We start from the raw sequence: 13,478 nt of genomic DNA, 5'->3' as shown, positions 1-13,478 counted from the left end.
TCCGGCCATCGGGCGTGTCAGTCCGCGCTGCGATCGGTCATCGTGGCGACCACCATGTCGCCGATCAGGCGACGATGGGAGTCCTGCAACCCCGGAGCGAGCATGTCGCGGTCGAAGATGGCGGCGAAGGTGTGGCGGTTGGCCACGTGGAAGCAGGCGTACGCGCTGATCATCATGTGGACGTCCACCGCGTCGACGTCGTCGCGGAACATCCCGGCGCGGACGCCCCGGTTGATGACGTCCTCGAGGAGCGTGATGGCGGTGGCGTTCTCGCGCAGGATCGTCTCGGACTGACGCAGATGCTCGGCGCGGTGGATGTTCTCGATGCTGACGAGCTGGATGAACGCCTCGTGCGTCGTGTGGTGCGCGTAGGTGGCCTCGGCGATGGTGCGCAGCGCCGCATCGGGCGCCAGTTCACCGATATGGATGCCGCGCTCGACCTGTCGGATCTGCGCGTACACCCGCTCCAGCACCGCGAGGTAGAGGCCCTCCTTCGAGCCGAAGTAGTAGTAGATCATGCGCTTCGTCGTGCGCGTGCGAGCGGCGATCTCGTCGACCCGGGCACCGGCATAGCCGTTGGCGGCGAACTCGGCGGTGGCGACCTTGATGATGTCGCCCTGCGTGCGCACGGCGCGCTCAGTCGCAGCTCCCTCGCGCGCCTCGCTGCGCTGATCGCTCATCGACCGCCCTTCCCCGTGGCCGAGCGCTCCTCGTCGCTGATGAGCTCACGGAAGTGCCGCTGCATCCTGTCACGATCAGGCCGGATGCCCGTGATGATCTGGAGACTAGCGCATGCCTGACCGACCGCCATCAACCCGCCGTCCAGCACGGGGTGCCCTCGCCGGGCGGCCTGCCGGATGAGCTGGGTCTCGAGCGGGCGATAGACGACGTCCGAGACCCACGCTTGCTGCTGGAGCAGATCCAGCTCGAACGCGACTCCCGGGTGGTGGAGCATTCCCATCGGCGTCGCGTGGACGATGCCGCTCGCGCCGGCGATGGCGCGCGCGAGCTCTTCAGGTGACAGCGTGGCGATGGTCTGCTCCGGGAAGTGGGTGCGCATGCGTGCGGCAAGCTCCGCGGCGCGCAGCGGCTCGGCGTCGAAGAGGTCGAGCCGTCGCGTCCCCTGCGTCAGCAGCGCGTACGCGGTCGCGGCGCCGGCGCCGCCGCATCCGATCTGGACGACCCGCTCGAAGGATGCCTCAGGCAGCCCCGTCACGAGGGCGTCGCGGTAGCCCATCCAATCCGTGTTGTAGCCGCGCAGGCGTCCGCCGTCGAACACCACGAGGTTCACGGCGCGCAGCTGCGCGGCATCCGTGTCCAGCTCGTCGACGAGGTCGAGAACGAGTTGCTTGCACGGATGCGTGATGTTCATCGCGGCGAAGCCCGCGGACTGCGCGTCGGCGAGGATCGCGCCGACGTCCGCCGCGGGACGGCGGAGCTCGATGAGGTCGAAGATGCGGTACTCGTAGTCCAGCCCGAGGGCGCGGGCCTCGGCTTCGTGCATGGCCGGCGTCAGTGATGCGGTGATCCCCTCGCCGACCAGGCCGACGAGGTACCGGTCGCGGGGCCGTTCGGAAGTCGATTCGGCGGCGACGGGCCGGGTCACGCCAGCACTCCCTCGAGGGCGCGGCGGTGCTGGTACTGCGCCGCGAGCCGCACCGGGGCATTGAGCGCGCCGTAGCCGGCGTAAGCGCCCCGCCGCTCGACGACCTCGAGGAAGACGGTCCCGATCGGATGCGTGTAGAAGTGCAGGAACTCTCCGGACTCGTCTCGGTCGTACATCACGTTCAACTGCCGGAGCTCCTCCAGGAGTTCAGGCTCGATCTGGTACCGCGCCTCGATGTCGTCGTAGTAGTTCGAAGGGATGTCGAGGGGCCGGAAGCCTCGCTCGCGGGCCGCGCGAGCCAATCCCAGCACGTCGGTCGTCGCGAAGGCGATGTGCTGCGGCAGGATCGCGTCGTCACGGGCGCCCGAGGGCACGAGGTTGAGGGCGATCCTCACGACGCCGTCGGCGCTGCTGAGCACCTGGCTCCGCACCAGGCCCACCGGGGCCGCCACCTCGACCGATGCCTCGGCGTGGAGATCCAGCACCGAATGGAAGAACAGCACCGCGGCATCGAAGTGCTGCCAGGGCTGAGCGAGGTTGAGGTGGTCGACGCGTTCGATCATGCCCGCGTCCTCTTCCGCGGGGGTGCCGAACTCGCTCACCCACCTCGGCTCCGCTCCCTGTCCGGCGCCGAAGAACACCTCCGAGCCGTCAGGGGCGCTCACCCCGACGAGCCGCTCGTCGCCCTCGTGCTCGGCCCGTGGCACTTCCGGGGCGAACAGGCCCGTCGCCCGGCGCAGGGCGAGCGGGGGGTCGTCGACCGACAGGCCGATGCCCGCGACGGTCGGCTGGGGGTGCTCCGAGTCCGGAGCGCCCAGCACGACCCGTGCGGCACCGTGGGACCACAGCTCGACGCTCTTGGTGCGGTGCGGCCCATGCGAGCGGAAGCCGAGTTGCGCCAGCAGCCGTCGGAGCTCGGACACCTCTCCGGTGCGCAGCTCCACGTAGTTGACGTCGGTGGGCGCCGCCACCTGGGGGAGGAGCGCGGTCGACATGCGCGCGGCGCGGCCCCCGGCACGAACGCCCAGGGCTGCGGCCGTCTCGTGCTCGAGCCACCGGAGCGAGCGTCGCGCGTCGATCGCGGTGGCGAGCGGGTCCGCCTGGCGGAAGGTGTCGTTGAAGATCTCCAGCGAGACCGGGCCGTCGTATCCCGTGCGCACCAGGTGCGCCATGAACGTGCCGAGGTCGAAGCCGCCCTCGCCGGGGAAGAGGCGGTGGTGCCGGCTCCACGAGAGCACATCCAGCGAGAGCAGCGGGGCATCCGCCATCTGGACGAAGAAGATCCGGTCGGCGGGGATGGTCTCGATCGCCTCGGGGTTGTGGCCTTTCGAGAGGATGTGGAAGCTGTCGAGGCAGAGCCCGATGCGGGGATGATCGGCCAGCCGGACGATGCGTGCGGCAGCTTCGTAGCTGTCCACGAACCGGCCCCAGGCAAGCGCCTCATACGCGACTCGCACGCCGAACTGCTCGGCGACGCCGCCGAGCTGCCGCAGCTGAGTCGCGGCCAGCTGCTCGTCGCCGCTGCGCGCGGTGGCGACGTTGCTGCAGAGCAGCATGGTCTGGATGCCCAGGCGATTCATGAGGGCGAACTTCGCCGCGGCGCGGCGCAGATTCTGGTCGAGCAGCTCCGGCCCGACCCCCTCGAAATCCCGGAAGGGCTGGTAGAGATCGAGTGTCAGACCGAGGTCGGCGGCGCGATCGCGGATGGCTTCCGGTGAGCGGGGCGACGCGATGAGGTCGGGCTCGAAGATCTCGACTCCCTCGAACCCGGCCGCGCTCGCGGCGACGAGTTTCTCATCGAGCGTTCCGCTCAGGCAGACCGTGGCGATCGACGTGCGCATGGCACCTCCCTGCGGCCACCGGCGCTGGTGTCCGCATGATTCTGTCTAGAGCATTGCATGGTTGTGTACTAACTAGTACGTTCGAAAGCCGAAGGGTGATCGACGACGATTCAACCTGCTGGGAGAGGACACTCGATGATGAGTCTCGCCGAATGGAACACGACTCCCGCCGGACGGCGCGCGCCTGTCTCTGTGCTCGACCGGATCTTCTCCATCCTCGATGCCGTGAAGGAGTCCGACGGATCGATCACGATCACTGACATCGCCGCCCGGACCGCCCTGCCCAAGTCCACCGTCTCGCGGCTCGTCACCGAGCTGACGGGGCAGCGGTACCTGGAGCGCACCGAGGAGGGCGTCGCACTCGGACTGCGCCTCTTCGAACTCGGCGCTCGCGCCAGCCTGCCCCGCCGGCTGGTGGCCGCCGCTGCCCCCGTCCTGCGGAATCTGCGCGACGTCACCGGCGAACGCGTCGGGCTCTGGGTGCAGCAGGGTACCGACATGGTGTCGATCGCCGCCGTCGCCGGGCGCCTGCCCATGCTGCCGACCCGGGCCGGAATGCGATCCCCGGCGCTGACGACCGCCAGCGGCAAGGCCTACCTGGCGTTCTGCGCCGATCCCGCCGTGGTCGAGCGGATCAGCGCGCCGCTCGTCGAGGACGACGCCGACCACTTCCGGGAAGAGCTCGCCCACGTGCGCGATGCAGCGGTGGCCCTCGACATCGAGGCGTCGTACCCCGGCATACTCGCGGTTGCGAGCCCCGTGCTCTCCGGCGACCGCGTCGTGATCGGAGCCATCTCCATCGCCGGTCCGAGTGGCGCGATGGATCCGGAGCGGGCCTCGCCGCTGGTGCGCGCCGCCGGCAGCACGGTCACCCGCCGGCTGGCGGCGGCGTAAGGGCCATGCGCACCGCGAACTGGACCGATTCGGTCAGCGTGCTGGACCGCGTGACCGCGGTCTTCGACGCCTTCGGCGACGACGATCACGGGCTCGGCGTCTCGGAGCTGGCCCGGCGGGCGAACCTCCCCAAATCGACGGTGTCACGGATCGCTGCCGACCTCGTGGCCCAGCGATTCCTCGATCGCGACGGCGAGCTGCTCCATCTCGGCGTTCGTCTCTTCGAACTCGGACAGACGGTGCCGCAGCCGCGCATGCTCCGCCAGCTCGCGCTCCCGGTGATGAGGGAGCTGGAGGACGTCACGGCGCAGACCGTGCAACTGGCGGTGCTCGACGGGTCCGACATCGTCCTCATCGCCATGCTGCGGCAGCCGTCCACCGGCCCCTCTCCCGCGCCGTCGCCGGCTCGGATCGGCGGACGTGAGCCTGCGCACGCGACGGCGCTCGGAAAGTGCATCCTCGCGTTCTCTCCTCCGGAGGTGGTGACGCGCCTCGCGGCCGGCGGGTGGGAGCGACGGACGCCGCACACGATCGTCGAGCAGGCGGCGCTCGTGCGCGAGCTCGCGGATGTCCGTCGCAGCGGCGTGGCGACCGAGCACGAGGAGTGCGCGCTGGGCACCGTCGCCGTCGCGAGCCCGATCCTCGTTCCGGGTGAGGCGCCGACCGCGGCGATCTGCGTGGCCGGACCCGCCGCCGCGCTGCAGCCCGACCGGGTCGCCGCCGCGGTACGCGCCGCGGCCGTCACCCTGAGCCGCCGGCTGACTGCCGAGCGGGGCCACTGAACGCGGACCGCGCCCGCACGACCGCACAGCGCAAGCGAGGCCGCACAGCGCAAGCGAAGGGGTGGGTGCGCGTGCGCACCCACCCCTCCTTGTCGCAGTGGTCAGCCGGCCATCTCGCGGATGGCCTCGTAGGCCTCCAGGCTCTCGCCGGTGAAGTACCCCTTGAAGTAGTCCTCCGACTTGCTGATGAAGGCATCCATGTCGATGTCCTCCGTCTCGATGACCGTCATCGCGTCGTTGGCGCGGTACTCGTCGAGGATCTCCTCGGTCGCCTCGTCGACGCAGGCGGCGTTCTCGGGGCGGATCTCATGGATGGTCTCCTCGAGCAGCGCGGTCTGCTCGTCGCTCATCTTCTCGTACGTCTTGTCGCTGACGAGGATCCAGTGGATGCCGACGTTGTGGTTGTTCAGCACCGCGACGTTGAGGATCTCGTCGTAGCTGGACGACCGCGTCGCGACGATCGGGTTCTCCTGACCGACGGCGATGCCCTGCTGCAGCGCGGAGTAGACCTCCTCCACGGCGACCGACACCGGGCTGGTGACACCCAGCGCCTCGGCGTTCGCGAGGAACTGCGGCGAGTTCGGGAAGCGGATCGGCACGCCGTCGAGGTCGTCGGGGCTCGTCACCTCGACGTCCTTCGTGGTGAAGGTGCGGGAGCCGAAGAACCAGCCGTCGACGATGTTGACGCCCGTCGACTCGTGGAACGACGTGAACAAGTCCTCCGAGCCTTCGTCGATCCACTGGAACGCGTGGTCGACGTCGTCGAAGGCGTAGGTCGCGTCGACGACGCCGATCGGCTCGAACGTCGAGCTCAGCGCCGATGCGCCTTGCAGGTCGATGTCGATGTCTCCGGCCTGGACCAGCGGGAAGCGGTCGGCGTCGGGGCCGAGCTGGCTCGCGGGGTACAGGTCGACGGTGAAGCCGATGTCTGCCTCTTCGAGCCGTTCCTTGAGCAGTTCGACGCCGCAGTAGTAGTTCGGCGTCTCCTCGTTCTGGCTCGTCGCGACCGTGAGCGTGACGGGTTCGTTCTCCGCCGCGGGCTCCGTGTCCGTGCCCTCGGGTGTGCCGCCGCCGGCGCAGCCGGCGGCGACGAGAGCGGTTGCTGCGAGCGCTGTCGCGGCGAAAATGCCGCGGCGCTTCGAGCGGGCTGTGCTCATGGGACTCTCCTCTGGTGTGCGCACGTCGTCGTGCGGGTTCTGACGTGTCATTCGATAGCCGGTGCGTGACGTGCCGTCGACTTGCTCGCGCTGCGCGCTCCCCGTCGACCACGCCGTCACGTGCGGCCCGGTGGCAGTGCTGACTCTTACGGACTTCGATCGGCCGGCAAAGCGATGTCCCGGCGAATGGAACATGAGGTCGGAGCGCCCAGCGGGAGGCCTCACCGCTGAATGGAACGATCCGCCCACGTCGGCCCATCGTGCCATACGCTCGTGGCCGACTCTCGCCGCGACCACCATGCAGGGAGGCGCCGTGACCGGATCCGCACCGTCACCGGTTCGCATGGGCATGGTCGGCGCCGGGTTCATGGGGCGCCAGCACATCGACTTCATCCGCGCCGCGCGGGGGGCGGTATTGACGGCGGTCGCCGACCCTGCTGCGAACCCGGCGGAGTTCGAGTGCCCCACGTACCCGTCGACGGCACAGATGCTGGATGCCGAGCAACTCGACGCGGTCATCATCGCCAACCCCAACGCGCTGCATGTCGAGACCGCCGTCGAATGCCTACAGGCCGGTGTAGCGGTGCTCCTCGAGAAGCCGGTCGCCACTTCGTACGCCCAGTCACGGCGGCTGGTGGAGGCCGTCGAACGCCTGTACGGACGACTGCTCGTCGGGCATCACCGGCGACATCACCCGGCGATCGCCCGGGCGCGATCCGCGATCCGCGGCGGTGAGCTCGGCCAGGTCGTCGCCGTGAACGGCATGTGGTCCGCGCGCAAGGAGCCCGAGTACTTCACCGAGGCGCCGTGGCACAGCGAGCCGGGGGCGGGCGTCACCCTCATCAACGCCGTGCACGATCTGGACCTCCTCCGGCACCTGTGCGGGGAGGTCGCCGAGATCCAGGCGATCCAGGGTTCGAACGTCCGCGGGCTCGACGTCGAGGACACCGTCTCGATGAGCCTCAGGTTCGAGAGCGGTGCCCTGGGAAGCCTGATCGCCTCGGACGCCGGCGTCTCGCCGTGGGGCTGGGACCAGGCCACGGAGGAGTCGCTCGCCTTCCCGTTCCTGCCCGACGAGGTCGCCTACCGCATCGTCGGCACACGGGCGGCACTGTCGGTGCCGAACCTCGCGATGTACGCCTATGCACCGTCGGTGCCGGCGGACTGGCACTCGCCGCTTTCGCGCACCTACCTTCCCTACGCGCCGCGCGGATCCTTCCCCGCTCAGCTCGACCACTTCGTCGAGGTCGCACGGGGCACGGCCGCACCCCTGGTGTCGGCGGACGACGCGTCCCGCACCCTCGCGCTGGTCGAGGCGGCGTCGCTCGCCGCGCGCACCGGTCGAACCGTGGACGTCGCACGCTTCAGCGCCGATGCGCAGGCAGAGGCGGAGGCGGACGGATGACGGCACCGCACGGGCGCCGGTTCGACGCGATCGTCGTCGGAGGAGGCCTCGCCGGTCTGGCGGCGACGCACCGCCTGGCCGCGGCCGGACTGCACGTCGCGCTCGTCGAGAAGCGGGACCGGCTCGGGGGCAGCTCCGCGATGAGCGGCGGATGGTTCGCGCTGTCGGGCACGCCGGTCCAGCGGCGAGCTGCCGTCGAGGACTCCGACGACGTCTTCCTGGCAGACATGCTGGAGACCGGCGGCGGCTTCGCCGACCTGTCTCTGCTGCGCGCGCTCGTCGCCCATCAGGCGCACGCGGTGGAGGCGATCGACCGGGCGGACGCGTGGACGGACGAACTCAAGGTCAGCGCCGGCATGACGATCGCACGCGCGCACCTGATCCGCATCCGCGGCCTGCTCGCGTCGCTCGAGCGCGAAGCCGTCGCCGCGGGGGCGTCGATCGTCCTCGGCCGGCCGGCCGACGCGCTGATCACGGAGGACAGGCGGGTGACCGGCATCCGGTCGGGAGAGGAGGTGCTCGCCGCGGATGCGGGCATCGTCCTCACCACCGGTGGATTCTCGCGCTCGCGCGAGCTGCTCGACCTGTTCGTGCCCGATCAGGCGCCTGCCATGCCGTACGGCGGCGTGGGCAGTACCGGCGACGGGCTTCGCATGGCATGGATGCTGGGCGCCGGCCTCGCCGACGTCGGCCACGTCGCAGGAACCTACGGCCAGCACGCCGAGGCGACCGACGACGAGCACGAACTCCTGACCGCGAACTACCTCGGTGCGATCCTCGTGAACGCGCTCGGCGCACGCTTCACCGACGAGTCCGAGTCGTACAAAGTGCTCGGCTCCGCGGTGCTGAGCCAGCCCGGCCGGATGGCGTTCCAGATCTTCGACTCCCGGGTGCGTGCCCTGTCGAAGCCGGGCGTGCCCCTGTCGGACATGGAGCGGATCGAAGAGCTCGGCCATCTCGTCGGCGCACCGACGCTCACCCAGCTCGGACGCCGGCTCGGGCTGCCGACCGGCGCGCTCGAAGGCACCGTCGATCAGTACAACGAGACCGTGGCCGGCCGGGTTGCGGATGCCTTCGGCCGGACCGGCCTCGTGAACGGCGTCGGAGCGCTGCTGCCGGTCGCCCGAGCGCCCTTCTACGCGTACCCCGCCGTGACGGCCATGACCTCGACGTACGGAGGTCTCCGCGTCGCGCCCGACGCCTCGGTGGCGCGGGTCGACGGCAGCCGGATCGAGGGCCTCTACGCCGCCGGCGAGGTCGTCGGCGGATTCCACGGCGCGTCGTACATGACGGGGACGGCGCTCACGAAGGCTCTCGTATTCGGCGTCGTGGCTGCCGACATGATCGCGGGCGGCACGCGCGCCTGACGCCGGAAAGTTCAGCCGGTCAGCCGGTCGGCGGCCCGGATCGCCAGCTCGTAGCCGTACACGCCCGCACCGGCGATCACCGTTCGCGCGACCTTCGACGTGATCGAGTGACGATGGTCGGCGTCGCGGGCGTGGATGTTCGTGATGTGCACTTCGACGACGGGGGTGGAGAGCATGTGCAGCGCGTCGAGCAGCGACACCGAGCCGAAGCTGAGCCCCGCCGGATTGATCACGACGGTCGCCTGCTGGCGGAAGGCCTCGTGCACCCACTCGATGAGCTCGTGCTCGGCGTTCGACTGCGCGAAGAAGAGCTCGAACCCGAGCTCATCGGCGACGCGCTCGCAGTCCGCGCGTACCTCGTCGAGGGTCTTGGTGCCGTAGAGCTCCGGCTCGCGGACGCCGAGCATGTTGAGGTTCGGGCCGTTCAGCACGAAGAGCTTTCTCGTCATGGAGGACTCCTTCCGTCCCGCGGGGCCCCCCGATGCCCCCGCGTGGTCGTCGCGGGGGCATCGGGAGCCGGGCTTCTACAGGCCGAGCAGCGTCGGCAGGAACGTGACGATCACGGGGAACAGCGTCAGCAGCAGCAGGACCGTTCCCAGCGGGATCAGGAACGGCAGGATACCGCGGAACAGCTCGCCCATAGGCCTGCGCGTGATCGACCCGACGACGAAGAGCACCGCACCCACCGGTGGTGTCAGCGAGCCGATCATGAGGTTGAGGATCATCAGCACACCCAGCTGCACCGGGTCGATTCCGAACTGGGCGACGATCGGCATCAGGATCGGCACGAGCACGAGGATCACCGGCGGCGCCTCGAGCGGGATGCCGAGCAGGATCAGCAGCACGTTGAGCATCAGCAGGAACACGATCGGGTTGTCGGTGAGTCCCGTGAGCCACTCGCCCAGCGCCCGCGACACCTGCTCGCGCGCCAGCACCTGGCCCATGAGATTGGACGCGCCGAGGATGAGGAGGATGCCGCCGGAGATGACGACCGTCTCCTTCGCCGACTTCCAGAACACCCGCCACGTCAACGTGCGGTAGATCACGCCGAGGAGCAGCATGTACACCGCGGCGATGCCGGCGCTCTCGGTCGCAGTGAAGAAGCCGCTGAAGATGCCGCCGAGGATGATCACCGGCAGCAGTGCGGGCCCGATGACGCGCGCGGCAGCCTTGCCCAGCATCCGCCCGTCGAACGGCCGGCCCACGGCGACTTCCGGGTGCCGCCGCACCCAGAAGAAGATGTAGGCGGCCAGGCCGACCGCCATGAGCATGGCAGGGATGATGGAGCCCGCGAACAGCGCCCCCGTGGAGATCGACGCGGTCGCGGCGAAGAGGACGGCAGGGATGCTCGGCGGCATGACGGTGCTCATCAGCGAGCCCGACGCCGTGAGCCCTGCGGAGAACCCGTACGGATAGCCGGCCTTGAGCATCTGGGGGATCTGCACCTTGCTCGTCGAGGCGGCGTCGGCGAGAGCGGAGCCGCTGATCCACGAGAAGCCGATCGCGGTGCCCAGGTTCACATAGGCGAGGTTGCCGGGCAGACGCGGCAGGAGTGCCCGCGCGAAGTCATACAGGCGCGTCGCGATGCCGAGGTTGTTGGCGACGGTGCCGACGAAGATGAACAGCGGCACGGCGAGCAGCGGGAAGCTGTTGATGCCGTTCACGATCGACGAGATCGCGTACCCGGCAGACAGTCCCTGGCTGTAGAAGTAGAGCATGCTCGACGCGATCATCGCGAAGGCGACCGGCACGCGCAGCAGCAGGAAGACGACGAACAGCAGGATGTAGAGCCAGAGGTCCACGATCAGCCCTCCATCTCGCCGATGTCGAGCTTGCGCTCGGGGCGGTTCGCGTAGGGGATCTTGAACGACGAGTGGATCGCTGCGGAGACGAAGCCGACGAGCGCGAAGATGTACAGCACGCCGAGCGGCACGTGCATCGCGGCACTGAGCCGGCCCCATTCGATGTCGATCTTCACCCAGGCCTCGTAGGCGAGGGCGAGGCTGGTGACGACCATGATGACCGCTGAGATGACGCGCAGCGCGACGAAGAGCCGGGTCCCGGCGAGCATCTCGTCGAACATCTCGAGCACGATGTGGCCGTTGCGTCCGACGAGGTAGCCGGTGGTGATGAAGGTCAGCGCGATCATCGACAGCAGGGCGAGCTCACCGGCGCCGACCCAGCTGACGGCGGGGAAGTACCGCCCGAGCACCTGGTACATGACGCCGAAGATGATGAAGGCGAACAGGGTGACGCCGATCGTGATCTCGATGCCCGAGAGCACCCTGATGAACACCGGGTCGGGCGGGACGCCCTGGTTGAGCTTCGGTGTCGTGTAGTAGGTGTTCGTGTGCGGGTAGATCGACTCGCCCACCCCGGGCTCGTGCGCGGCTTCCGCAGCCTTCTCGGGCTCGGTGGGGCCGCTCTCCTCGGGTTCGGGCCCCGGGTCCTTGTCGGTCATGGCGCCACCGCCAGGGTGTCAGGGTGCATTGCCAACCTCTCTGTTGATGCAGGGCCGTGCGCGCGCATCGCCGCCCCTGCGACTCTGGTCTGCGGGCGGGGGCGTGCAAAGTAGAGTTTCGCCGAATGGGACACCGGCCGCACGCGCCGATCCGCCCCCGTCGTAGGTGACGGGGACGGATCGGGGTGCCGGGTCGGCGGGGGTGGGTCAGCCGCTACTTGACGACGGTGACCGTCGCGGTGGACGAGAGCTGCTCCTGGACCCCCGCGGCGTTGAGGACGTTCGCCCTCACGGTCAATGTCACCTCCCCGGTGGGCACGTTGTGGTCGACCGCGTCTGCGTCGAACCGGACGATGATCCGGTTCTTGTTCGCCGTGACGTCCGACGCCTCGATCGGCGATGACGTCAGCGGGGCGATCAGCACCGCACCGCCGTCGTACGTGTAGCCGGCCGGCAGCTCGAAGTGCGCTGAGACCTGGCCCTCGACCCCGGTGAACAGCCCGGTCTCCGAGCCGAGCTGCAGCTTGCCCGGCGTGAACTTCAGCGCACCCGGCTGATCCTGCGGCACGAGGTACACCTCGATCTTGCCGGTCGGGCGCGGGTCGGTGCAGTCGTTGAAGAAGTACTCACCGGCACGGTCGAACGTGTGCTGATAGGTCTCTCCGGGCTGCAGCTTCGCGTTGAACTCGCCCTCGAAGAACTGCGTGGCGCAGTGCGGCTTCTGGTTGGGGAAGTTCGGGAACGTCTCGGCCCCGGGGTTGCGGAAGGTCACGGTCGTGCCGACCGGGACCCGCAGGTGGGTCGGCTGCATGCCGTTCGTCGACACGCTGTCGCGTGCGGCAGCCGTGTCGGCTGTGCGGCTCGACCGCGCCAGCAGCACGGTGTTGCCCACCGTCGAGCCCTCGACGGCAGTGCCGCCCACGGGCCGGCGGATGGTCAGCGGCGCCGTGTCGGGCCCCTCCTGGCTTCCGGACTCCGTCGTGTACTCGCCACCGAGCTTGAAGGCCCAGAGCGAGTCGCCCTGCGTCACCGATCCCCCGTAGGGGTTGGTCGAGCCCGCCGCGAACACGGCGACGTACTGCTCGCCGTCGACCTCATAGGTGACCGGCGCCGCCGCGATGCCGGACCCCGTCTGGAAGTCCCAGAGCACGTCGCCCGTGACGGCGTCCATTGCCAGCACCCTGCCGTCGATCTGGCCGACGAACAGCAGATCGGATGCCGTGGTCAGGGGTCCCTGACCATGTGACATGTCGGTGCCCAGGTGGTTCTGCCACGCGACCTCACCGGTCGAGGCGTCGTACGCCAGGATGCCGCCGGTCTGGTACTGCCCGATGGCGCGCAGTCCGTTGGCCGAGGCGCCGTTGTAGTGCGCGACCGGGTTGGTGCCGTACGGGTAGTAGACGAGGTTCGTGCTGTGGCTGTACGAGTGGTTCGACCAGTCGGCACCGCCGTTCTGGCTGGTGGTCGAGAGGACCGGCGCGTCCCACTGCGGGTCGTACATGCAGCCCAGACGGTGGTCGGCCGGATAGCCCTCGGGATACGTCAGGAAGGGCTCGTCGGCCGCGACATAGCTGTCGGGGTTGAAGACGAGGTTGCCCTCGGCATCCGGCTGGTAGCCGTTGTAGTTGGGCACCGCACGCCAGGGGTCGCCCGGGATGTTCGCCGGATCCAGCTTCTCCCAGACGACGCACTCCGGCAGCAGCCGGGTGGCGGGGAACGGCTGGGTCGGGGAGTGACTCTGCCGCGAGTCCGTGATCATCGGCTTCTCGGTCACAGGCAGCACCGGCTCGCCGTCGGTGCGATCCAGCACGAACTGGTGGCCCGACTTGCTGCCGTAGAAGACGACCTTCCGCTCCTCGCCGTCCACCGTGATGTCGGCCAGTGTCGGCGGGTGGACGTTGTCCATGTCCCACACGTCGTGATGGATCAACTGGTAATGCCCATTGTAAGAGGCGGCTTCGGCGT

12 protein-coding genes are annotated in these 13,478 nt (G+C 69.3%); 4 read left to right on the top strand and 8 right to left on the bottom strand.

The features are described 5' to 3' along the window. Positions 1–17: 17 nt before the first annotated feature. Genes B1729_RS17220 through B1729_RS17210 form a run of 3 tightly spaced genes read right to left on the bottom strand, consistent with a single transcriptional unit; the run spans position 18 to position 3,447 of the window. Entirely contained in the window at positions 18–680 is a 663-nt protein-coding gene (locus B1729_RS17220) for a TetR/AcrR family transcriptional regulator (RefSeq protein WP_163618518.1), read from the bottom strand. Beyond that, positions 677–1,606, bottom strand: a complete 930-nt coding sequence (locus B1729_RS17215) for a shikimate dehydrogenase (protein WP_163618519.1) — start codon at positions 1,604–1,606, stop codon at positions 677–679. The genes B1729_RS17220 and B1729_RS17215 overlap by 4 nt, the downstream gene beginning before the upstream one ends. Beyond that, the gene (locus tag B1729_RS17210; protein ID WP_163618520.1) at positions 1,603–3,447 is read right to left on the bottom strand and encodes a sugar phosphate isomerase/epimerase and 4-hydroxyphenylpyruvate domain-containing protein; all 1,845 of its coding nucleotides are present in this window, start codon (positions 3,445–3,447) and stop codon (positions 1,603–1,605) included. Before B1729_RS17210 ends, B1729_RS17215 begins: the two co-directional genes overlap by 4 nt. A gap of 138 nt (positions 3,448–3,585) precedes the next feature. Between B1729_RS17210 and B1729_RS17205 the strand changes: the two genes are divergently transcribed. Beyond that, positions 3,586–4,341 (top strand): IclR family transcriptional regulator, encoded by a 756-nt coding sequence (locus B1729_RS17205; protein ID WP_163618521.1) that lies wholly within the window; start codon positions 3,586–3,588, stop codon positions 4,339–4,341. A gap of 5 nt (positions 4,342–4,346) precedes the next feature. Continuing rightward, positions 4,347–5,123, top strand: coding sequence for an IclR family transcriptional regulator (locus B1729_RS17200; RefSeq protein WP_163618522.1), 777 nt, complete (start codon positions 4,347–4,349; stop codon positions 5,121–5,123). Positions 5,124–5,224: 101 nt separating this feature from the next. Here the strand turns inward: B1729_RS17200 and dctP are convergent, their stop codons facing one another. Then, complete coding sequence (gene dctP / locus B1729_RS17195) at positions 5,225–6,280, bottom strand: TRAP transporter substrate-binding protein DctP (RefSeq protein WP_163634010.1); 1,056 nt, start codon at positions 6,278–6,280, stop codon at positions 5,225–5,227. 313 nt (positions 6,281–6,593) lie between these two features. Here dctP and B1729_RS17190 point away from each other — a divergent pair, with 313 nt between their 5' ends. Then, positions 6,594–7,685, top strand: a complete 1,092-nt coding sequence (locus B1729_RS17190) for a Gfo/Idh/MocA family oxidoreductase (RefSeq protein WP_204318959.1) — start codon at positions 6,594–6,596, stop codon at positions 7,683–7,685. Beyond that, positions 7,682–9,052 (top strand): FAD-dependent oxidoreductase, encoded by a 1,371-nt coding sequence (locus tag B1729_RS17185; protein ID WP_163634008.1) that lies wholly within the window; start codon positions 7,682–7,684, stop codon positions 9,050–9,052. The genes B1729_RS17190 and B1729_RS17185 overlap by 4 nt, the downstream gene beginning before the upstream one ends. Before the next feature lie 11 nt (positions 9,053–9,063). Here the strand turns inward: B1729_RS17185 and B1729_RS17180 are convergent, their stop codons facing one another. The 4 genes from B1729_RS17180 to B1729_RS17165 all read right to left on the bottom strand — a co-directional run. After that, complete coding sequence (locus B1729_RS17180) at positions 9,064–9,501, bottom strand: type II 3-dehydroquinate dehydratase (RefSeq protein WP_163618526.1); 438 nt, start codon at positions 9,499–9,501, stop codon at positions 9,064–9,066. Positions 9,502–9,576: 75 nt separating this feature from the next. Next, a complete protein-coding gene (locus B1729_RS17175; RefSeq protein ID WP_163618527.1) occupies positions 9,577–10,854 on the bottom strand; it encodes a TRAP transporter large permease in 1,278 nt (425 codons plus the stop codon). Between the two features lie 2 nt (positions 10,855–10,856). Then, the gene (locus tag B1729_RS17170) at positions 10,857–11,513 is read right to left on the bottom strand and encodes a TRAP transporter small permease (RefSeq protein WP_163634006.1); all 657 of its coding nucleotides are present in this window, start codon (positions 11,511–11,513) and stop codon (positions 10,857–10,859) included. 214 nt (positions 11,514–11,727) lie between these two features. Further along, positions 11,728–13,478: PQQ-binding-like beta-propeller repeat protein (locus tag B1729_RS17165; RefSeq protein WP_204318958.1), on the bottom strand; the 1,751-nt coding region annotated here is incomplete at its 5' end.

Origin of the sequence: Microbacterium sp. B35-04 (genome assembly GCF_010634885.1) — a bacterium.
GTDB lineage: Bacteria > Actinomycetota > Actinomycetes > Actinomycetales > Microbacteriaceae > Microbacterium.
Note: the sequence above shows the minus strand (reverse complement) of the source record. Positions and strands in the feature narration are given on the sequence as shown.